Genomic DNA, 20,695 nt, shown 5'->3' with positions numbered 1-20,695 from the left:
CGAAAAAGGGGCAGCTTGTCGCTGCCCCTTTCCTCGTCCAGTCCCGTGCTTACTTGTGACTGGGATCTTTCCAGTAATCCTTGACCGTATCTTTCATCTCCTTCGCAAGGATGCTGATACCAAACAGGTTGGGCAGCGTCATGATCACAATCGCTACAGCTGACAGGTTCCAGATGACCGTGGTGTCCTCAATCGCCGCCCAGAAGAAGGCAATGACATAAACCAGGCGGTACGGCATTACAGCTCTGGGACCAAACAGGTAGATCATGGAGCGGTCGCCATAGTAAGACCAGGCGATCGCGGTCGAGAAGGCGAACAGCAGGATCCCCAGCGTCACGATCAGGCTGCCGTAGTCACCAAAGAAACCGCGCTGGAAGGCAATATTGGTCAGCGCTACCGAGTGCACCAGTGAATTGCCCCAGATCTCAACATTCGGGTTGACGAAGCGCCCGTCGCTTACCGTCAGCACACCGCTGAAAGTGTCATCCCCTACCCGGAACTCAACATCCTCAGCCACCGAGCGCGCATTGATCAGGGTGAACTCGCCCTCATTCAGTGCACGGCCATCGGCAACCACGACAGAGCCATTGAACCGCTTCACCTCGCTGCCGCCGTTACTCAGGAAATTGAACAGTGTCTTCACATCCTCACTGTTCTGGTCAGTGTACTGCCCGGCCACAGCGACCATATCGGCGCGCTCGAAGCGATTGAAATGTTTCTCGGTCCATACGCCAGAGGAGAGGATCACCAGGCCGGTCAGGGTACAGATGATCAGCGTATCGATAAAAGGCTCGAGCAGCGAGACCATGCCCTCTGACACCGGCTCATCGGCACGGGCCGCGGCGTGCGCGATCGGCGCCGAGCCCTGCCCAGCCTCGTTGGAGAAGAGCCCGCGGTTGACGCCCCGGTTGAACGCGTAGGCGAAGCTCGCGCCGAGGAAGCCACCGGCTGCAGCAGAGCCGTTAAACGCGTCACTGAATACTGCCGCGAACGACGGAATGATGTTTTCATAGTTGTACAGGATCACCGCCAGGGCGCCGATGACGTACAGCAGGGCCATCAGCGGCACAATGGTGGAGGTCACCTTGGCAATCCGGGTAATCCCGCCGATGATCACCATCCCCAGCAATATCGCCAATACCCCACCAGTCAGGGCCTTGTTGAGGCCGAAGGTGTCGTACATCGCCTGGGCGATGTTATTGACCTGCGGCAGGCTGCCGGTACCGAAGGAACAGATTACTGTGGCAACGGCGAACAGCACCGCCAGCCACTTCATGTTGAGTCGCCGTTCCATATAAAACATCGGGCCACCGGCATAGTAACCATCAGCGGCCTTGATACGGTATTTGTGTGACAGCGTCACCTCGACGAACTTGGTCGTCATACCCAGGAAGGCCGTCACCCACATCCAGAAAAGCGCAGCCGGCCCACCCAGGAAGATCGCCAGGCCAACACCACCGATGTTACCGGTACCCACGGTGCCGGATAGTGCAGTGGAAAGCGCCTGGAAGTGGGAGGTGTCACCAGGATCCCCCGGCTTGTCGTACTTGCCCCGTACAATCTTGATCGCATGACCAAAATACCGCACCTGGGGAAAGCCCAGGAAGATGGTAAAGAAAACGCCGACGCCAAGCAGGACATACGGGAACCACCATGCCGAACCGAGCATGCCGTCCAGTGACAACAGCAGATGATTGAAGGATTCCAAGTTGACCCCCACTACTCTGTATTATTTATTTCCGATTATTTTTACAGCTTAAGCTGCAGATAGCTGCGCAGATTAGCAGTTTCCGGGATGCTAGGGAAACTCTGAACAGCGATGCCACTTCATCCCAGGAATGAGAAATGCTCCCGGTGCGGGAAGAGCCCGTAATGCCCACCGGTGTGTACGAAGACCAGGTTCTCGCAGTCCCGGTAGCGGCCGCGGGCAAGCTCCCGCAGCAGCCCATCGAACGCCTTGCCCGTATATACCGGGTCCAGCAGCAGTCCCTCCAGCGCCGCGGCCTCAGCAATTGCCCGGTACACAGGTTCCTCGGCAATCCCGTAGCCCGGGCCGATATAATCGGCGTTCACGGCGATCCTGAGTGTTTTTTCATCAAACTGTTGATTATTACTACTCGCCCACTGGGCCACGTCTTCCTGTACCTTGCGGACAAAGTAGGACTCATCGTCGCACACCGCGTAACCGGTGACCTGCGTTTTCGCTCCCGCCAGGTGAAAGCCGAGCGTCAGGCCCGCCTGGGTTCCCCCGCTGCCGGTGGCGCAGACAACATGCTCCGGCTCAAAACCCTCCCGCCGGCAGTCTTCGAGCAACTCCCGTGAACCGTCGAGGTAACCCCAGATACCCAGGCCATCGCTGGCACCGGTCGGTATCAGCAGCGCCCTGTGGCCATGGTCTGCATAGACCTTTTCCCAGTGAGCGAAGATCTCCTGCTGCTCACGAAAATACTGGCGCTGGGGATAGAAGGACACTTTTGCACCGGCAAGCCGGTCCACCAACAGGTTCCCGTCCATCTCGCCGCTATGCTCGCCGCGCAGGATAAGGTGCACATTCAGTCCCAGCCGGGCCCCCACCAGGGCAGTGGTACGGCAGTGATTGGATTGCAGGCCGCCGCAGGTAATGAGCGTGTCACAGCCCTGCTCCAGCGCTGCACCGGCGATAAACTCCAGCTTGCGCAACTTGTTGCCGGACATCGCCGCCTCTGTCAGGTCGTCGCGCTTGACCCAGATACGCGGGCCGTCAAAGGGGGTGGAGTACTTTTCGGTAATACGGTCGAGGGGTTGCAGCGGGGTGGGCAGGCGCGCCAGTTGCACGCGGGCAGGAAAGTTCAGCTGGTCCATATGCACTCCCGGAAGGCATCAAAAATATTGTTGTTGATTACAAATCCGGCAACCCCCTGACATAAAAAACCCGGCTGAAGCCGGGTTTTCACGGAACCGTAGGGGTGCCCGCGCGCACTAGATCTTCTTGATCGTGCCCTTGGGCAGGATAGCGTGCACGGCTACCTTCTGGAACTTCAGCTGCATGTTGTCAGCCACTTCCAGAACGAGGTAATCCTCATCCACCTTCTCAACACGGCCCAGCATGCCACTGGTCATCACCACCTCATCACCCTTTTTCAGGGCGCTGACCAGCTCCTGATGCTCTTTCTGGCGCTTGCGCTGCGGCCGGATAATAAAGAACCACATAAACGCAAACAGGCCAGCAAACATCAGCAGGGTAACCATAGGATTTCCCTGGGGTGCCGGTGCGGCCTCCTGGGCAACCGCGGCAGGAATGAAAAAGCTCATTAATCAACCTCGAAAAGTCAGCCAATAAATTGTGGCCAACTCTAACGGGTTTATCCTGCCGAGGCAATCGGCGACCCCGCGGCAGTTGCCGTGGGGTCGGCCGGCATCAGAAGCGCTGGCGGACCTGGCGTCGATAACCGGTCGGGGACATACCGGTCCAGCGCTTGAAGGCGCTGGTAAAACTGGTCCGGTCGGAGAAGTCCAGGATCCGGGAAATGCCATCCACGCTCAATGCGGTGTCCTTGAGGAAATGCACGGCATGGCGGAAACGCACATGGTCGCGCAGGGCCGCAAAGCTGAGATTGTGCTCCTGCAGCCGTCGCTGCAGCGTGCGGGTGGACATGCTCAGGTCCGAGGCTACCGGCCGGATCGCCAGCGAGGCTTTACCGATCCGCTGTTCCAGCACATCGATCACGCGCGCGGCAATTCCAAAGCTGGTGGCTTCCGGCGGTGCCAGTAACTGGTCCAGGATATTGGGATCACCCGAGAGACGCGCCTGCTGCAGGGGCTTGTCCTCAGAGAGAGACGACTGGTCTGGCTGAATATGGTTCATGAGCTGCTCCTTAAATAAGTTCCGTGAGCCGCGGTTATTTTTCTACGCCCGCTTCCTGCGAACCCCAAACTTTCTAGCCCCTACCACTGACCTCAAGAGCCGAATACCACCCGTTGCGGGGATACACTTGAAACAGACCTCGAATCCATCGCAGAACTGTACAAAAACTAACCTTACCTCCGGCAACATCCTTCCAGGGAGGCTCCCTGTGCCGGCGCTTCTTTACACAAGCCAGTATAGACCAATCACGGAGAATGCAAGGCGCGACAGGCAACTTTTTTTTTAAAACACATAAATGACATCTTACTGGCTGAAATCCACGTGAGCTGGGGCGCCAGAAAGACAATAACGGTAGGAAAAAAGACCCACTGACAGGGCGACAACAGGTTCACTGAACCTGAAAGCAGGTTCGGGAAAGTCAGATGAATGCGCGCCGGACCAGCTTATCGAGGAAAGTCAGGAATGATCGAACGCTTGCGATATTGCCGGGACGATACCGCGGGGGAACCGGGCGCCGGACCGGGACCGCGGCGCCCTACTCAACCCTGCGGCCCCGCGGTTGACCTCAGGCCAGGTTTTCGTCAATCCAGCCCAGCACGTCTTCATGGTGGGTCTTGGTCTTGACCTTATCGATGATATGGCGGAGCCGGCCACTCTTGTCGATGATAAAGGTGGTACGCAGCAACCCCATGTACTCCCGGCCCATAAATTTCTTCAGGCCCCAGCAGCCATACTTATCGGCTATCTTGTGGTCCTCATCGGCCAGCAGGTCGAAATTGAGCTCATGTTTCTCGATGAACTTCTGCAGCTTGGCCTCGGGGTCCGGGCTGAGTCCCAGCACCACCGTGTCACGGCTGGCAAACTCTTCCGCACTGTCACGGATTCCGCAGGCCTGGGTAGTGCAGCCGGGTGTCAGGGCTTTGGGATAGAAATAGAGGACCACATTTTTTTTATCGCGAAAGTCCTTCAGTGAAACCTTTTCGCCGTCCTGATTTTTCAGCGTAAACGCCGGTGCCAGATTGCCGATTTTGGGAAATGCCACAGATACCCCCTGAATTAAACATGTTTGTTTTAGCGCACCGGGATTATAACGGAGCCGCGCAAGCGGCTCACGGAATTCGTTTTCACCCGCCATGTGAAACCCCGCCAGGCCCCTGCCCGGCAGCCCTTATCCACCCGACACATGTATTTTTGGATTGAACGCCCAGGGGGGATACAGCGGTGGCGTCACAGCTCCAGCAGGCTGTATCCCCGCTCCCGCCGGGCAAAAATCCCACACTGGCTGAGCTTTTCCACCAGGGCGGCGCGCTCGGCATCTGTCAGGAAGTCACCTATCTCAAGGCACCCTTCCGGACCACTGAAACTGATTGATGCCGGTTCCGTATCACTGTCGATGCGCACCAGGACTACCAGGCTGTCCCGCTCAAACTCCCGGTGATAGACAGACTGCTCCCGGTGCCCCCTGGAGCAATCCAGCACCACCCGCTCCCCGTTAATGCGGATCACCTCGCGACGCGAGCCCTCGGCGTAGACATAAAACAGCACAATGCCCAGCAACAGCATTTCCAGGCCCGCGAATGGCAATATCATCCATGCGCCGGCCAGTGCAAAGGCGGCACTGATCCCAAAGGATACGGCCAGCAGGGAGATAAATACCCACAGGTTTCCGGAGCTTGAGAGTGACTGGTTGGGCTGCAGCAGGATGCAGGCATTGGCACGGGAGACGCGACCGACTTCAGTAACCATGGTTCTGGGTTCCTGATACTACTTATCCCCAAGTGTAGTCAGGACGAACCGGGAGCCAAAAATGCCGCCGGTGGCGGGTCTGCATCCCTGCCGGGCAGGCATAAAAAAGCCCGCAACAGGTGCGGGCTCTTCTCTGTCCGATACCGGGCCGGTGCCATGCTGATGGCGGCCGGTGGCGTTGGACAGGTTACGGCAGCAGGTGCGCTACAGCGTCGCGCTCTTCCGCCAGTTCCTGCTCGGTGGCAGACATCTTCTCGCGAGAGAAATCATTGATGTCGACGCCCTGGACAATTTCCCAGTCACCGTTCTTGCAGGTGCACGGGAAGGAGTAGATCAGGCCTTCCTGGATGCCGTAAGAACCGTCACTGAAGACACCCATGCTGGTCCAGTCACCCTCGGCGGTGCCCAGCGCCCAGTCGCGCATATGGTCAATCGCCGCATTGGCAGCGGACGCCGCGGAAGAAGCACCGCGAGCCTTGATGATCGCCGCGCCGCGCTGCTGCACGGTGGGGATAAAGTCGTTCTCGTACCAGTCCTGTTCCACTTTATCCATGGCGCTGGCCCCACCGACCTTGACCTGGTGCAGGTCCGGGTACTGGGTGGAGGAGTGGTTGCCCCAGATAGTCATGTGGGTAATGTCGTTGACGCTGGAATCAGTCTTGTTAGCCAGCTGCGACAGGGCCCGGTTGTGGTCCAGGCGGGTCATGGCGGTGAAGTTGCGGGGATCCAGGTCCGGCGCGTTGCGCTGGGCGATCAGCGCATTGGTGTTGGCGGGATTGCCCACCACCAGCACTTTCACGTCGCGGGCAGCCACGTCGTTCAGCGCCTTGCCCTGTGCGGAGAAAATCGCCGCATTGGCTTCCAGCAGGTCCTTGCGCTCCATGCCCGGGCCACGGGGACGGGCACCGACCAGCAGGGCGTACTGTGCGTCCTTGAAGGCGACGTTGGCGTCATCAGACTGGACAATGCCCGCCAGCAGCGGGAAGGCGCAGTCTTCCAGCTCCATGGCCACGCCCTTGAGCGCTTCCAGGGCCGGGGTGATTTCCAGCAGTTGCAGGATAACCGGTTGGTCTTTGCCCAGCATTTCGCCAGAGGCGATGCGGAACAGCAGCGAATAGCTGATCTGGCCGGCGGCGCCGGTCACAGCAACACGTACAGGTGCTTTCACGATAGTTCTCCCTCGTCTGTAAGCGGCCCGCATTATAGAGACTTACGGATAAATTTCACCTGCGGCCCGCCGGGAATGTTCCCGGGTTCATACCAAAGCAGCAGTGGATTCCGCGTAGCGGCTGGCCAGGGCCCGGTAAAGCTGGTCACTGTAATCACTGCTGGCAGCGTCCAGGGCCGTGCTGAGTTCTGCCAGGTGCTCGTTGTCTTCACGCCCATCCCAGTTCTTCACGTAGCTGCCATCCTGGTAGCCGTTGTCCTGCCGGAAACGGTTGAGGACGTTCTTGCCGACATAGCGGCGGTAGAGCTCGTCGAAGGTCATACCGGTGTCCGCCAGTAGCTGGGCAAAGCCAACCAGGTCAAATTGCCTGCTGGCCAGGGTGTTCAGCGTGAAAGCCTCCAGATGCTCACGAAAGTCACCCTGCCCGGGACGCGTTGCGGCCAGCTCGGCTGCCATATCGGTGGCAACTTTCTCCGGCGCCCCCTGCTGGAGCTCCAGGCTTAGGCCGAAATGCCAGATATCCACCAATTCGAGCTTTACCTGGTCCATATCCGGCTGCTGCTTTTTCCACCACTTCCAGCCATAGTGATCCAGCAGTTCGGCGCTCTCTATCCAGATAGCGCGGTACCAGGCAAAGTTCTGCTCACGCCAGTTATTGTTAACCAGCGTATTGATCTCGTCTTGCAGGGCCAGCATGGCCTGCAGCTGTTGTTGCATCATCGGGGATATTTCCTGCGTGCGGGCTCAGGCAGCCCGGGGGAAAAGTCGGTTAAAGTTGTCCGTGGTGATTTCGGCCAGTTCTTCCAGCGCCAGGCCGCGCAGGTCGGCAATAAATTCCGCTACCTCGCGCACATAGGCCGGGATATTCGGCTTGCCGCGATAGGGAACCGGCGCCAGGTAGGGAGAATCGGTCTCCACCAGCAGTCGTTCCAGCGGCAGCTTGCGGGCCACATCACGCAGCTCTTCGGCATTCTTGAATGTCACGATACCGGAAAGCGAAATGTAGTAATTCAGGTCGAGCGCCGCCCGCGCCATTTCCCAGCTTTCGGTGAAACAGTGCAGGACACCGGCATGGTCCGGGTCACCATGTTCGCGAATCAGCTCCAGGGTATCCTCGCGCGCATCGCGGGTGTGCACAATCACAGGCAGGCCGGCGCGACCGGCAGCCCGCAGGTGGGCAGCAAAGCTCTCGCGCTGTGTCTCCCGGGTATCGGTGCTGTAGTAATAGTCGAGGCCGGTCTCACCCAGCGCCACCACATTGGGCTTCTTTGAAAGCTCGATCAGCCGCTCTTCGGTGGCCAGTCCCGAGTCCACATCCAGCGGGTGGATGCCCACCGAGCAGACCACATCGGGATACTGGCCGGCAATCTCCACCACCCGGTCGACATTGTCCAGGCTGATCCCCACGCACAGGAACTTGTGCACGCCGCGCTCGCGGGCCAGGTCCAGTACGGCACTCAGGTCACCGTCGAACTTGTCGAGTTTCAGCCGATCGAGATGGCAATGGGAGTCAACAATCATGTATCAGTTACAACGTGTGGGTTGGCCGGCTGGATTCCAGTGAGCCGGCCAGGTAAGTTTCGATCTTGCTCTGCGCCTGGTTGTCCTTGTCTGTGAACTGCAGCCCCACACCCGGGGACCGGTTGCCCTGGGCACCGGCCGGTGTGATCCAGACCACCTTGCAGGCCACCGGGACCTTATCTGGCTCGTCCATCAGGTTCAACAGCAGGAAGACTTCATCGCCCAGGTTGTAGGGCTTGTCCGTTTTCAGGAATAAGCCACCGTTTTTCACGAACGGCATATAGGCAGCATAGAGCACCGACTTGTCCTGGATCTTGAGCGTCAGGATACCCCGGGCTCCCCCTCCCATGGCGGTCATAGTCCATCCTCGATTGTTGTCGTTGTATTTGCCGCTACGTTAGCCGAGCACGCCAAAGCTGTCCAGAAGCGGCCGCCCGGTCAGGCGGAAAAGAGCCTGGACCAGCGGATCATCAGTTCTTCAAGCAACAGGCGCTTGTTCGGGTTACTGCCGCCCACCAGTCCCTGCCGGGCCTGCTGCAACTGGTCGCTGAAGGCAAACAGGGATCGCAGGCTTTCGGTCCCTGTACCGGGCAGCCGCTGCAACAGGGCAACGACCTGTTCATCGGCGGTGAGGTCACAGCTGCGAGCGCGCATCATCAGCGCCACCCAGTGTTGCCAGAATTGCAGTAACTGCGTCAGCGCCACGCCCTCCGGGGGATTCTCCCAGCGCCCGGCAAGGGATACCGCACTCGCGCTAGCGCGGGTGAGCTCAGTCAGGTCGGTGAGAAATTGCTCGCGCGCCTCCCGTGCTTCGGGATCCGCCAGTTGCAGGGCCAGCAGCGGAGCACCACCAGCAAGATCTAGGGCGCGCTGGGCACCCTGCCCGTCCAGGCCGCCCTCTCCCAGCCAGCGCAACGCTACGTCCGGGGATGGTGCCGGGAACGGCACGGTCTGGCAGCGGCTGCGGATAGTGGGCAAAAGGCCCGAGGGAGCGTCCGAGATCAGCAGGAACAGCACAGCGGGTGCCGGTTCCTCGAGGTTTTTCAGGAGCGCATTGGCAGCGTTGACGTTCATTGCCTCGGCTGGTGCCAGCCAGACGACGCGCGCGCCTTCCCGGCCGCTGGTGCGGCTGACAAAACTGCCCAGCTGGCGCACCTGCTCGACTTTCAGCGGACCGCCGGGTTTTTCCGGTTCCACCCTCAGGAAATCAGGATGCGAGCCGGCCTGCCACAGGCGACAACCACGGCAATCCCCGCAGGCAAGCCCGTCGCGGGGCTGTTCGCACAGCACCAGTGCTGCAAAGGCTTCGGCAAAGCGCCGCTTGCCAAGGCCACCCGCGCCGCTCAGCAGCAGCGCATGGGGGCATCGCCCGGCGCGCCACTGGGCGCCCAGCCGCTGCCATTGCTCCCCCTGCCACGGCAGGGGAGATGGAATACTGGTGCTCGCTGATGTGGTGTCTGACACGCGTGTGCTGCTCCCGCGAATAATCCTCTGCCCGCCCTCAGGAGACGAGCGCTTCCAGGTGCTGCCGTAGGTCCGCCTGCACCTGCTCCAGCGGCTGGCTCGCATCGATCACCGCATAGCGGTCCGGGGCAGCATCCGCGCGCGCCCGGTAGGCATCCCGCACCCGGCGAAAGAAGGCAAGCTGTTCGCTCTCAAAGCGGTCAGCGGCGCCCGTGCTGGCCGCACGCTCAAGCCCCAGCTCTGGATCCAGGTCCAGCAACAGTACCCGGTCGGGGCGCAGGTCGCCCTGGACAGTCTGTTCGAGCTGCGCGATAAGTTGCCGGTCCAGCTGCCGGCCACCGCCCTGGTAGGCATAGGTGGCGTCGGTGAAGCGGTCACAGATCACCCACTCGCCCCGTGCCAGGGCCGGCCGTATGACCTCGGCCAGGTGCTGTGCCCGCGCGGCGAAAACCATCAGCAATTCTGCCGTGGGGTCCACCGCTTCCTCGCGGTGGCTAAGCAGCAGCTCTCGCAATTGCTCTGCCAGCGGCGTGCCACCGGGCTCCCGGGTCTGCACGAAGGGAATACCCTGCTCCTCCAGCCAACTGGTCACAAACCGGAGGTTGGTGGACTTGCCGACGCCCTCACCGCCTTCGAGCGTGATGAACTTTCCCCGCACGATTACTCTCCCTTGTCCGGGCTTGAGCGATAGTCCGCACGGCGCTTGAGCTGGTACTCGCGCACTGCCCGGTTATGCTCGGCTAGCGTCGCGGAGAAGTGGTGATAGCCGTTGCCCTTGGCAACAAAGTAGAGGCTGTCACCGTCCTTGGGGTTCAGGGCCGCACGGATGGCCTCCCGGCCCGGCAGGGCTATGGGAGTGGGCGGCAGCCCGTCGATTACATAGGTATTGTACGGGGTCGCCTGGCGCAGGTGCACGCGCCGCAGGTTTCCATCGTAATCCTCACCGAGGCCGTAGATCACCGTGGGGTCTGTCTGCAGGCGCATGCCCTTGTTAAGGCGGCGCACGAATACCCCGGCAATCTCATCGCGCTCGGATGGCTGCCCGGTTTCTTTCTCCACCAGCGAGGCCATGATCAGTGCCTCATAGGGACTGCTGTAAGGCAGGTCCTCGTCCCGTGCCTGCCACTCCTCATCCAGCACTTTCTGCATACGCTGGTAGGCCTGGCGCAACAGCTCGATATCGCTGGTGCCCGAGCGATAGATGTAGGTATCGGGGAAAATCCAGCCCTCAGGGCTCTCGCCCTCAAAGCCGAGGGCTTCGGCCGCGGTCCCCGGCTCGGCCGCTACCTCGGTCTGGACTATATTGCGACCGGCCCGCACCTGCGCCAGGGCCTGGGCGAAAGTCCAGCCCTCCACCAGGGTCACGCGGTAGCGGGTGACATCCCCGGTGTGCAGCCGCTCCACCAGGTCCATCGCGTTGCTGCCATGCGGAAGCAGGTATTCCCCGGCGTGGATTCCGGTCTTGTCCATGTAGTAGGCATAGAGCAGAACCACTTTGGGCAGGCTGACCACACCCTCACTGTGCAACTGGTCGAGCGCTTTCGACAGGCTCCCACCGCTGGCCACCTCAAAACGCAGGCCCTCTTCGCCCACGGCCAGTGGCTCAACCAGGCTTTTCTGGTAGGCCCAGAGGGCACCACCTGCCGCCACCAGCGCCAGGACTGTACCCAGCAGAAGGTAACGCCAGGCCCTTCCACCTCGCTTTGGTGTGGCCTTTGCCGGCTTTTCCTGCTTCGCACGCTTGTTTTTCTTTACCACAATTCTTCCGTCACTAACTGCTGTAACCTGCGGGTCTCCGGCCCGGCCGGCCCCAGTACCTGCCCATCCAGCTCTACTACCGGCAGCACACCGCGCACACCGTTGCAGAGCGCCAGTTCATCGGCCTGCTCGAGCGCGGCCCTATCAATATCGACCTCGTGCAGCGCTATCCTCTCCGCGAGCCAGTCTCGCATCACCCCCCGCACACCGCAACGGCCCAGGTCGGGCGTCAGCCAGTCGCCAGCCAAATGCACCAGCAGGTTGCAGCGGGTAGTCTCAATTAGCCTTCCGGCGCGGTCTCGCAACAGGGCATCAACCGTAATCCCGGAATCGGGCAGCTCGGCGCTGGCACGATTATACAGCCCGCGCTGCAGCAATTTGCAGCCGGGGTTGGCAGTTTCAGTGGCTTCCAGGCGTGTTTCGCTCAGATAGAGCCGTACTCCCTGCATCCCCTCCCGCGGATCCAGCGGATGAACCGCGAGGTCCCAGTATGAAGGCGCCGCCCCGGCAGCCAGCCGCAGGCGCAACCTGGCTGCGCCGGGCACCTCGCCCAGCTCCTGCAACAGGGCCTCGACCTCACGGAGAGATTCAACCGTAACCCGGCCACTGCGCAACAGCCGCCGCCGGTGCAGGTACCAGAGCGGGACGCAACCGCGGTCGAGCCGCATGGTTTCCAGCAGGCCATCCCCCAGCCCGGCATCCGGCGGGAGCTCGCTGGCGGGGATTCCATTGCGGAAATACAGGGGCAGGTTCACAGGGAGGGCACCGGGCCAGGGAAAGCGTCGCCCCGCCGCCTCGCGGCGACGGGGACAACAGGATCAGGCACGCTTGAAGACGAGCGAGCCGTTGGTGCCACCGAAACCGAAAGAGTTGGACAGCACAGCGTCAATGTCCATCTTCTGGGCCTCCCACGGCACCAGGTTGATACCACTGCAGGCTTCGTCGACATTGTCGAGGTTGATGGTGGGCGGCGCCACCTGGTCGCGCACGGCGAGGACAGAGAATATAGCCTCGATAGCGCCGGCCGCACCCAGCAGGTGACCGGTCATGGACTTGGTGGAACTTACCGCAAGCTGCTCCGCCACATCGCCGAATACCGAGCGCACCGCCGCCACTTCCGCCTTGTCGCCGAGTGGGGTGGAGGTGCCGTGGGCATTGATGTACTGCACCTGGCCTGCCGTCAGGGCGGCGTCATGCAGGGCGTTGCGCATCGACAACGCGGCACCGGCGCCGTCCTCGGGCGGTGAAGTCATATGGTGGGCATCGCCACTCATGCCAAACCCGGTAAGCTCGGCATAAATCCTGGCACCACGAGCCTTGGCACGTTCGTACTCCTCAAGCACCAGGACACCGGCGCCCTCCCCCAGGACGAAACCATCGCGATCGCGATCCCAGGGACGGCTGGCGGACTTCGGATCGTCATTGCGCGTGGAAAGTGCACGCGCCGCGCAAAAGCCGCCCAGTCCTACCGGGGTGGTTACCATTTCTGCACCGCCACAGACCATCACATCAGCGTCGCCGTACTGGATCGTGCGCAGGCCCAGGCCAATGGCATGGGTACCGGTAGTGCAGGCAGTAGTGGTGGAGAGATTGGGCCCCTTGAGGCCGTACTTGATCGACAGGTTGCCGGACACCATATTGATGATGGCTCCCGGCACGAAGAACGGGGAGACGCGGCGCGGGCCCTTTTCCGCGATCAGGAAAGCATTATCCTCGATCGCGCCAATGCCACCCATACCGGAGCCGATGCAGGCTCCCATGCGCGGCGCATCCTCTTCAGTGACTTCCAGGCCGCTGTCCTCGATTGCCTGGATACCCGCAACCATGCCGTACTGGAGGAAGTCGTCCATCTTGCGCGCTTCCTTCGCGGGCATGTAGGGCGTCGGGTCAAAATTCTTTACGGTCGCCGCGAAACGTGTGGAAAACGCGGAAACATCAAAAGACTCGATCGGTCCGGCACCGCTGGTGCCCGCCAGCACCCCGGCCCAGGTCTCGTCTACGGTATTGCCCAGCGGGCTCACCATGCCCATGCCGGTTACGACTACTCTTCTGCGCGACACTGTTGCTCCCCCGAAAATCAATACTGCACTGACGGACTTTCTACGTGCGGCCTACGGACGAAGATCAATCCGGCAGTCACATTTTCCTAGTGGCAATAAAAGGAGAGCCGAACTATGGGACATAGAACGGCTCTCGCGATATTCAAGCGACCGGGACGATCATGTGTCGACCCGGCCTTATTCCATCCAGCTCGGATTAACCAAGGTTTTCCTTGATGTAATCGATGGCGAGCTGAACAGTAGTGATCTTTTCGGCTTCCTCGTCCGGAATCTCGGTCTCGAATTCCTCTTCCAGGGCCATTACCAGCTCAACTGTGTCGAGGGAGTCAGCGCCCAGATCTTCAACAAAAGAGGCTTCAGGCTTTACGTCTTCTTCCTTTACGCCCAGTTGTTCAGCAACAATCTTTTTGACGCGCTCTTCAATGCTGCTCATGATTCAATTTAACTCCTAGTGGATGAAAATCTGTATTAGTCGTTATTCTTTTAAGCCGCTGTTTGATGCGGTTATAACGACCGGCTCACACAGCTTATGGTTAATGCGAGGCGGCATTGTACCCTGATTTCTCCGGTATGTAATGCACCGCCGGCCCCAGCCATAAACTACTCTATAAAATCTTTATCAATCAATCAGTTAGGGTTGGTTTTTGAGAACCAACTCAAGCCATGTACATGCCGCCATTCACATGAATGGTCTCACCGGTCACATAGCCACCGGCTTCACTGGCTAAAAATGCGACAACCGATGCAATCTCTTCGGGCTGCCCGAGGCGACCCAGGGGAATCTTGCTCATCAGCACTTCGCGCTGCTCCTCCGGCAGGACGCGGGTCATGTCGGTATCGATAAAGCCGGGCGCCACGGTATTGACGGTGATACCACGGGAACCGACCTCGGCAGCCAGGGAGCGGGCAAAACCAGCCACACCGGCCTTGGTGGCGGCGTAATTGCTCTGGCCCGCGTTGCCCATACTGCCGACAACGGAACTGATATTGATGATGCGTCCCCAGCGGGCCTTGGTCATATCCCGCAGGCACCCCTTGGTGACACGGTAGACGGCACTCAGGTTGGTGTCGATGACCGACGCCCACTCTTCATCCTTCATCCGCATCAGCAGGTTGTCCTTGGTAATACCTGCATTATTGACGAGGATGGTGGGCGCACCAAACTCCTCTTTAATCGCCGCCAGCAGGCTGGCAAGGCTGTCGGCACTGGTCACATCCAGGACCTTGCCCGCACCCTTTATGCCTTTTTCCGCCAGGCGGGCACTGATCTTCTCAGCGCCGGCCTCGCTGGTCGCGGTGCCGATCACCGTGGCGCCGAGGCTGCCCAGGGTATCGGCGATCGCGGCGCCAATGCCGCGGCTCGCGCCGGTAACCAGGGCAACCCTGTCGTTAAGGGACGTTGTTATTGTCATTACTGCTCCAGGATCGCTTATTCAGCGGTTGCCAGCGCCGCCTCGGAAAGCTGCGCCGGGGTTTCAATATTCATTGCGGTAAGGCCGCGGTCGATTCGCTTCGCCAGCCCGGCAAGAACCTTGCCCGGGCCGCACTCCACCAGCTGCTCGGCGCCATCCGCCGCCATCGCCTGCACGCAGGCGGTCCAGCGGACAGGGCTGTAGATCTGCTCAACCATCAGGGACTTGATGGCCGCGGGATCCATTTCCCTGCGCGCATGCACATTGTGTACCACCGGGATTTCCGGCACGTGAAACTCAGTCTGCTCGATCTTTGGGGCCAGCTTTTCCGCCGCTGGCCGCATCAGCTCGGTGTGGAACGGCGCGCTGACCGGCAACGGCATGGCGCGCTTGGCACCCGCGGCCTTGCAGCCCTCGATTGCCCGCTCGACGGCAGCCTTGCTGCCGGCGATTACGACCTGGCCGGGCGAGTTATAGTTCACAGCCGCGACGACTTCACCCTGGGCAGCCTCGCTGCAGGCTGCTTCCACCGCGGCATCATCCAGCCCGATCACCGCCGCCATGGCGCCCTCGCCCGCCGGCACGGCTTCCTGCATCAGGCGCCCGCGCTCACGCACCAGGGCCACCGCATCGGTAAACGCCAGGGTGCCGGCACACACCAGCGCGGACCACTCACCCAGGCTGTGGCCCGCCATCAATGCCGGGCGGGCACCACCCTTCGCGCTCCAGGCGCGATACAGGGCGACACTGGCTGTCAGCAGCAGTGGTTGCGTACGTTCGGTGAGATTGATTGCGGCCTGTTCGCCGTTCTGGCAGAGATCCCAGAGGTCGTAACCGAGCACCCCTGAAGCCTCTTCGAAAGTGGACCGGATTTCCGGAAATTCAGCCGCGGCCTCGGCCAGCATGCCAATCTGCTGGGAACCCTGGCCGGGAAAGACGAATGCGAGCCTTGCATTGGTCATGGGACATCCTTACACCTGGTTGCATTATTGGTGCGGGACCTGCCGGTGCATCTCTGACATGGCGCGGCCTACCCGGCCGGCGAGATCCGCATCAGCGCACTCTTTGGCGGTAATCATGGCCCGGAAAAATGCCTCACTGCTGGCACCACCGTGGCTCTTGATTACGTTGCCCCTCACCCCTAAAAAGCTGGCGCCATTATAGCGGGCGGGTTCCACCTGTGTACGCCATTTTCGCAACAGCTTTATGGCTAACTGGCCAAAAAAACGCTTAAACGGCGTCTTTTTCTCGATCGTAAACGCTTTTTGACCCATAAGTCTAATGACGCCCTCGGCGGACTTCATTGCCACATTTCCCAGCAGCCCGTCACAGACCACCACATCCACGCGCCCGGTGAAAATATCGTGCCCCTCGACGAAACCCGCGTAATGGATTTCCGGGTCGGCCTCGAAAAGTTCTGCCGCGCGGCGAATCTCCTCGGTACCCTTGTGCGCCTCGGCACCAATATTGAGCAGCGCCACCTGCAGGTCGCACTTGTCCGCATGCACACGCTGGGCCTCAATACCCATGCGCGCGAACTGGAGCAGGTCCTCGGCAGTACAATCGATATTGGCACCCAGGTCGAGCAGGAAGCACGACCCCCTCTCGGTGGGCAGGGACTTGCCCAGCGCCGGCCGGCGGACGCCGTCAATGGTCCCCAGGATACTGCGGGAGAGCGCCAGCAGTGCACCGGTGTTGCCAGAGCTGACCACGGCCTGCACCTCGCCATCCGCGAGCGCCTGTAACGCGCGCCCCATGGAAGAATCACGCTTGCGGCGCACCGCCTGGATGGGATTGCATTGCTGGGTAATGACCTGCTCGCAGTCCACCACCTGCAGGCGACGGATCAGGGAAGGCTTGTGCTGCTCCTCAAGGAGCCGGGTAAGGAGTTCGCGGGGGCCGAAGAGCTTCAGCTCCGCCTCGGGGAAACGCTGGAGAAACCTGACGCAGGCCGGAACGACAGAGCGGGGACCTAAGTCCCCGCCCATCGCATCCACGGCCAATCGTAATTGGCTGGACAAGACTTACTCTTCTTCAGAGCCGCCGACATCAATCACCTTGCGACCACGGTAAAAGCCGTCTTTGGTCACGTGGTGACGACGGTGCTTCTCACCGGTCGTCGGGTCGACGGAAAGAGCCGCACCAGAGTCCAGGGCGTCGTGTGAACGACGCATACCGCGACGGGAACGGGTCTTTTTGTTTTGTTGAACAGCCATGGCTTGCTCCTAAAATCAACAAGTTACACTGGAACCGGGGCGCCTACCGGCGAGCCCAAACTCGGCGGGAGCCTGTTACGACTTACCCGACGAACCCTTCAACTGTTCCAGCACTTTAAAGGGGTTTTCACGCTGCTCATCCTCCCCCGCTGACTCTTCACCAGCGTGGAAGTGCTCGCTGGCGACACACTCCTCATCGTGGTAAGCCACCATCGGCAGGTTGAGCAAAATCTCATCTTCCAACACTTCATACAGTTCCAGTTCGTCACTGTCCTGTATGACCGGGTCGAGGTCCTTGGGCAGCGCCTTGCCCCGCTCCTCGGACCAGACAATCCCCCAATGGAACTCTCCCTCCACCGGCACCGGCATGGGCTGCAGGCAGCGCTGGCAAAGCAGCGTGACCGCGCCGTGCAGATGCCCGGTTACGGTAAAGTGACCGTGCAGGTCCCTGGCGAACTCCAGGTCTGCCTGCACATCCTCTTCCACAGACTCCACCGCTGCCTTCAGTCGCTCCAACTGGGCCAGGGGAACCGTGCCCGAAAGCTTCTGCTCTCGCTGCGCCAGCTTGCGTGCGTCCAGGCGGCGCGGCAGCTCTGATTTAGAGGGGGGTATCGACATAAGCGCGCAATTCTATGGACTCGCCCCACCCTTGTCAAAACAATTCAGTCCGCCCAATATCCGGACTGCAAACCGACTCCGGCAGCCATGCAAGGACCAACCAAAGCCATGCCCCACTCCCTGATTCTAGCCTCCAGCTCACCTTACCGGCGCGCCCTGCTCCAACAACTCCAACTGCCTTTCGAAAGCGCCTCGCCCCATATAAATGAAGCAGCACTGCCGGAAGAGACTGCAGCCGCGCTCGCCGCCCGGCTGGCAGCAGAGAAAGCCAGCGCCCTTGCCGGCCGCTACCCCCGCGGACTGATCATCGGCTCGGACCAGGTGGCCGAGTGCGCCGGCACCCTGCTGGGCAAGCCCGGCACCGGCGATAACGCCATCGCCCAGCTCACCGCCTGTAGCGGCCGCCGCGTGACCTTCCACACCGGCGTCAGCCTGCTGGAACCAGGCAGCGGCCGCCAGCTGACCGAAGTGGAAGCCTTCACCGTAACCTTCCGCAACCTGTCGCAGGAGCAAATCCGCAGCTACGTAGAGCGCGAACAACCGCTGGATTGCTCCGGTTCGTTTAAGGCGGAAGGTCTGGGGATAGCACTATTCGAAAAAATGGAAGGGTCAGACTACAACAGCCTGATTGGCCTTCCATTAATTCGACTAATTAAATTGCTGGGGGAGTTTGGCATCGACCCACTCTCCGGCCCTGAAGCCCCCACAGGGGAGTAACCATGGCGCCGGAATTCAGGGTACGAGGGGCGGCCAGCGCAATAATTCTGAGAAATGATCGATAATGGCGCGGGGCTTCCAGGCCTGGAGGCGCTCGGGCTCATGCACCCCATAGCTGACCCCGATGGACGGCATCTGCAGGGCCGCCGCCATCTCGAGGTCATAGACGGTATCTCCCACCATCACCGCCTCTTCCGCCCGGCAACCGGTCTCTTGCAGGATTTCCTGTAGCATCCGCGGGTCCGGCTTGGAGGCCGTTTCATCGGCACAGCGACTGGAGCGAAACAGATCGTGAAGGCCGCGCTCACCGAGTTCGCGATCCAGGCCCCGACGACTTTTCCCGGTCGCCACCGCCAGGTGGTGACCACTGCCCAGCAGCCTGTCCAGGGTCGGCAGCACGCCATCGAACAGGGGGAGCGGCTCGCCACGGGCAGCAAGCCACTCTTCCGAGTAAAACTCGCGCATCTGCTGGCGCTGCCCGCTGTCAGCCTCGGGGAACAACGCCGCCAGCGCCTCCGGCAGGCCCAGGCCAATAATGTTGCCAATCGCCTCCGGGGCGAGAACCGGCAGGCCGGCACGCTCGGCCGCCCGCTGCATACACAGCACGATCCGCTCTGCGGAGTTACAGACAGTCCCGTCCCAGTCCAGAATTACCAGCATTCCCGTCACCTGCTCTACATCTTTTAGCCAACTGCCGGGTCAGCCCCGGCGCAGTGTCGCCAACACCGCCTCCAACTCCCCGGAAAGCGGAGCTTCAACTTTTACCGACTCCCCACCAGGCAGGGAGCAGGACACGCTCGCCGAGTGCAGGAACAGGCGCTTCAGGCCCAGCTCCCGGAATCGGCGATTATCCTCATCCGGCGTGTACTTGGAGTCCCCCGCCAGCGGGCAACCGACAAATTGCGCGTGTACACGAATCTGGTGAGTGCGCCCCGTGACCGGCTCCGCAGACACCAGGGTCGCCCCGGCAAATCGCTCCAGCACCTGGAAGCGCGTCTGGGACGGCTTGCCATCCGCAGCCACCGACACCATGCGCTCGCCGCTCTTGAGGGTATTCTTGCGCAATGGCGCTTCCACCAGCTTGCGCCCACGCGGCCATTTACCACAGGCCAGCGCCAGGTACGACTTGCCCACCCGGCCGGCACGGAGCTCCGCCTGCACGTGCTGCAGGACCGAGCGCTTGCGCGCCACCATAATGGCGCCACTGGTATCCCGGTCCAGCCGGTGAACCAGCTCGATAAAGGGGCTCTGCGGAAACATCTGCCGCAGGACCTCAATCAGGCCCAGGCGCACACCGCTGCCACCGTGTACCGCAAGGCCGGACGGCTTGTTGATCACCATCAGGCCCTTTTCATCATAAAGTATGGATTGCTCCACGAGGCTCCGCAGGGACTCCCCGGCCACGGCGGGCGGGGCCTGCTCGGCGGTCCGGATCGGCGGCACGCGCACCTGGTCACCCGCCTGCAGCCGGTATTCCGCCTTTACCCGCCCCTTGTTTACGCGCACCTCGCCCTTGCGCAGGATCCGGTAGATGCGGGAGCGCGGCACCCCCTTCAGGCGCGCCTGCAGGAAGTTGTCGATACGCTGGCCCGCAAGGTCGGGCGGAACTGTCAGGAACCGGACGCCAGGAGAGCCTGCACTGGTGGAATCGGTGGCCGGGTTGGCCTTGCCGGAGGGGTCATTACTTCGCATGGGGCGCATGATAGCCGCAGAGCGACCGCAATTGAAGCAACATCCGGGCCATGCTATATTCGGGCAGCCTGAATTGGGCTGGTTTTCGGCGATGCGCGGCTCCCGTAGTTGTGGGCTCAGGCATCGCTCAAGAGAAAATACCGCCAATCGGCCGGTGCGCGGACAACCGCGACATCAACAAAACTCTGTCGATGAGGCAAGCCCCACTACCAGAATGTATCGGGCACCTCGTCGGCTTTTGACCCCCGCCTGAACGGCGGGCATTTATCGCGAAGGTAAGACGGGCTGAGGCCCGCAGCGCTTGAAGAAAGACTCAGGACACTTTACGTCCCGCTCTGTTTCAGCTGGCCAGCGATCGAACTGGCCCACCGGGCAGCATATGAAGACCAGGCATGCCCGGGCGACACAAATACAGAAATGAAGGGGCCCGGCCACAAGCCGGAAACAACAGAGCCAGACGACAAAAGTTATCCCCGCCG

The 20,695-nt window shown here is 61.0% G+C and carries 24 protein-coding genes; 1 reads left to right on the top strand and 23 read right to left on the bottom strand.

Translation table 11 applies throughout. The features are described 5' to 3' along the window. Window positions 1-49: 49 nt before the first annotated feature. The 21 genes from LVE68_RS01155 to LVE68_RS01055 form a co-directional block, all read right to left on the bottom strand. Window positions 50-1,708, bottom strand: coding sequence for an alanine/glycine:cation symporter family protein (locus tag LVE68_RS01155; protein WP_232942378.1), 1,659 nt, complete (start codon window positions 1,706-1,708; stop codon window positions 50-52). 119 nt (window positions 1,709-1,827) lie between these two features. After that, window positions 1,828-2,841 (bottom strand): D-cysteine desulfhydrase family protein, encoded by a 1,014-nt coding sequence (locus LVE68_RS01150; RefSeq protein ID WP_232942376.1) that lies wholly within the window; start codon window positions 2,839-2,841, stop codon window positions 1,828-1,830. A gap of 117 nt (window positions 2,842-2,958) precedes the next feature. Then, window positions 2,959-3,291 carry a preprotein translocase subunit YajC gene (gene yajC / locus LVE68_RS01145; protein ID WP_232942374.1) on the bottom strand — a complete coding sequence of 111 codons (333 nt, stop codon included), beginning with the start codon at window positions 3,289-3,291 and terminating at the stop codon, window positions 2,959-2,961. Between the two features lie 106 nt (window positions 3,292-3,397). After that, window positions 3,398-3,844: a helix-turn-helix domain-containing protein gene (locus LVE68_RS01140; RefSeq protein WP_232942372.1), complete on the bottom strand. Its 447-nt coding sequence runs from the start codon at window positions 3,842-3,844 to the stop codon at window positions 3,398-3,400. Between the two features lie 565 nt (window positions 3,845-4,409). Continuing rightward, a complete protein-coding gene (gene bcp / locus LVE68_RS01135; RefSeq protein ID WP_232942370.1) occupies window positions 4,410-4,886 on the bottom strand; it encodes a thioredoxin-dependent thiol peroxidase in 477 nt (158 codons plus the stop codon). A gap of 185 nt (window positions 4,887-5,071) precedes the next feature. After that, a complete protein-coding gene (locus LVE68_RS01130; protein ID WP_232942368.1) occupies window positions 5,072-5,590 on the bottom strand; it encodes a DUF2244 domain-containing protein in 519 nt (172 codons plus the stop codon). A gap of 187 nt (window positions 5,591-5,777) precedes the next feature. Further along, on the bottom strand, window positions 5,778-6,758 hold the full coding sequence (locus LVE68_RS01125; protein WP_232942366.1) for a malate dehydrogenase: 981 nt from the start codon (window positions 6,756-6,758) through the stop codon (window positions 5,778-5,780). 87 nt (window positions 6,759-6,845) lie between these two features. Then, window positions 6,846-7,475, bottom strand: a complete 630-nt coding sequence (locus LVE68_RS01120) for a dUTP diphosphatase (RefSeq protein WP_233006746.1) — start codon at window positions 7,473-7,475, stop codon at window positions 6,846-6,848. A gap of 27 nt (window positions 7,476-7,502) precedes the next feature. Continuing rightward, window positions 7,503-8,279 carry a TatD family hydrolase gene (locus LVE68_RS01115; RefSeq protein WP_232942364.1) on the bottom strand — a complete coding sequence of 259 codons (777 nt, stop codon included), beginning with the start codon at window positions 8,277-8,279 and terminating at the stop codon, window positions 7,503-7,505. A 7-nt stretch (window positions 8,280-8,286) separates the two neighbouring features. Then, window positions 8,287-8,637 (bottom strand): PilZ domain-containing protein, encoded by a 351-nt coding sequence (locus LVE68_RS01110; protein ID WP_232942362.1) that lies wholly within the window; start codon window positions 8,635-8,637, stop codon window positions 8,287-8,289. An 80-nt stretch (window positions 8,638-8,717) separates the two neighbouring features. Then, window positions 8,718-9,743 (bottom strand): DNA polymerase III subunit delta', encoded by a 1,026-nt coding sequence (locus tag LVE68_RS01105; protein WP_232942360.1) that lies wholly within the window; start codon window positions 9,741-9,743, stop codon window positions 8,718-8,720. A 37-nt stretch (window positions 9,744-9,780) separates the two neighbouring features. Beyond that, window positions 9,781-10,401 (bottom strand): dTMP kinase, encoded by a 621-nt coding sequence (gene tmk, locus LVE68_RS01100; protein WP_232942358.1) that lies wholly within the window; start codon window positions 10,399-10,401, stop codon window positions 9,781-9,783. 2 nt (window positions 10,402-10,403) lie between these two features. After that, a complete protein-coding gene (gene mltG / locus LVE68_RS01095; RefSeq protein ID WP_232942356.1) occupies window positions 10,404-11,501 on the bottom strand; it encodes an endolytic transglycosylase MltG in 1,098 nt (365 codons plus the stop codon). Beyond that, the gene (locus LVE68_RS01090) at window positions 11,495-12,256 is read right to left on the bottom strand and encodes an aminotransferase class IV (RefSeq protein WP_232942354.1); all 762 of its coding nucleotides are present in this window, start codon (window positions 12,254-12,256) and stop codon (window positions 11,495-11,497) included. Before LVE68_RS01090 ends, mltG begins: the two co-directional genes overlap by 7 nt. A gap of 63 nt (window positions 12,257-12,319) precedes the next feature. Continuing rightward, complete coding sequence (fabF, locus tag LVE68_RS01085; RefSeq protein ID WP_232942352.1) at window positions 12,320-13,561, bottom strand: beta-ketoacyl-ACP synthase II; 1,242 nt, start codon at window positions 13,559-13,561, stop codon at window positions 12,320-12,322. Window positions 13,562-13,757: 196 nt separating this feature from the next. Then, the gene (acpP, locus tag LVE68_RS01080; protein WP_067080870.1) at window positions 13,758-13,994 is read right to left on the bottom strand and encodes an acyl carrier protein; all 237 of its coding nucleotides are present in this window, start codon (window positions 13,992-13,994) and stop codon (window positions 13,758-13,760) included. Between the two features lie 223 nt (window positions 13,995-14,217). Beyond that, window positions 14,218-14,973: a 3-oxoacyl-ACP reductase FabG gene (gene fabG / locus LVE68_RS01075; protein ID WP_232942350.1), complete on the bottom strand. Its 756-nt coding sequence runs from the start codon at window positions 14,971-14,973 to the stop codon at window positions 14,218-14,220. A gap of 17 nt (window positions 14,974-14,990) precedes the next feature. Beyond that, entirely contained in the window at window positions 14,991-15,935 is a 945-nt protein-coding gene (fabD, locus tag LVE68_RS01070) for an ACP S-malonyltransferase (RefSeq protein ID WP_232942348.1), read from the bottom strand. A 24-nt stretch (window positions 15,936-15,959) separates the two neighbouring features. Continuing rightward, window positions 15,960-16,994 carry a phosphate acyltransferase PlsX gene (plsX, locus tag LVE68_RS01065; protein ID WP_232942346.1) on the bottom strand — a complete coding sequence of 345 codons (1,035 nt, stop codon included), beginning with the start codon at window positions 16,992-16,994 and terminating at the stop codon, window positions 15,960-15,962. A 3-nt stretch (window positions 16,995-16,997) separates the two neighbouring features. Further along, window positions 16,998-17,189, bottom strand: coding sequence for a 50S ribosomal protein L32 (rpmF, locus tag LVE68_RS01060; RefSeq protein WP_232942344.1), 192 nt, complete (start codon window positions 17,187-17,189; stop codon window positions 16,998-17,000). A 75-nt stretch (window positions 17,190-17,264) separates the two neighbouring features. After that, window positions 17,265-17,807, bottom strand: a complete 543-nt coding sequence (locus LVE68_RS01055) for a YceD family protein (RefSeq protein WP_232942342.1) — start codon at window positions 17,805-17,807, stop codon at window positions 17,265-17,267. Between the two features lie 108 nt (window positions 17,808-17,915). Between LVE68_RS01055 and LVE68_RS01050 the strand changes: the two genes are divergently transcribed. Next, window positions 17,916-18,524, top strand: coding sequence for a Maf family protein (locus tag LVE68_RS01050; protein WP_232942340.1), 609 nt, complete (start codon window positions 17,916-17,918; stop codon window positions 18,522-18,524). Window positions 18,525-18,539: 15 nt separating this feature from the next. On the opposite strand, the gene LVE68_RS01045 is transcribed toward LVE68_RS01050, so the two are convergent. Both LVE68_RS01045 and rluC read right to left on the bottom strand, forming a co-directional pair. Continuing rightward, the gene (locus tag LVE68_RS01045; RefSeq protein ID WP_232942338.1) at window positions 18,540-19,184 is read right to left on the bottom strand and encodes an HAD family hydrolase; all 645 of its coding nucleotides are present in this window, start codon (window positions 19,182-19,184) and stop codon (window positions 18,540-18,542) included. Window positions 19,185-19,223: 39 nt separating this feature from the next. Next, entirely contained in the window at window positions 19,224-20,216 is a 993-nt protein-coding gene (gene rluC, locus LVE68_RS01040; protein WP_232942336.1) for a 23S rRNA pseudouridine(955/2504/2580) synthase RluC, read from the bottom strand. Window positions 20,217-20,695 lie beyond the last annotated feature (479 nt).

Origin of the sequence: Microbulbifer sp. YPW16, assembly GCF_021290385.1 — a bacterium.
GTDB lineage: Bacteria > Pseudomonadota > Gammaproteobacteria > Pseudomonadales > Cellvibrionaceae > Microbulbifer > Microbulbifer zhoushanensis.
Note: the sequence above shows the minus strand (reverse complement) of the source record. Positions and strands in the feature narration are given on the sequence as shown.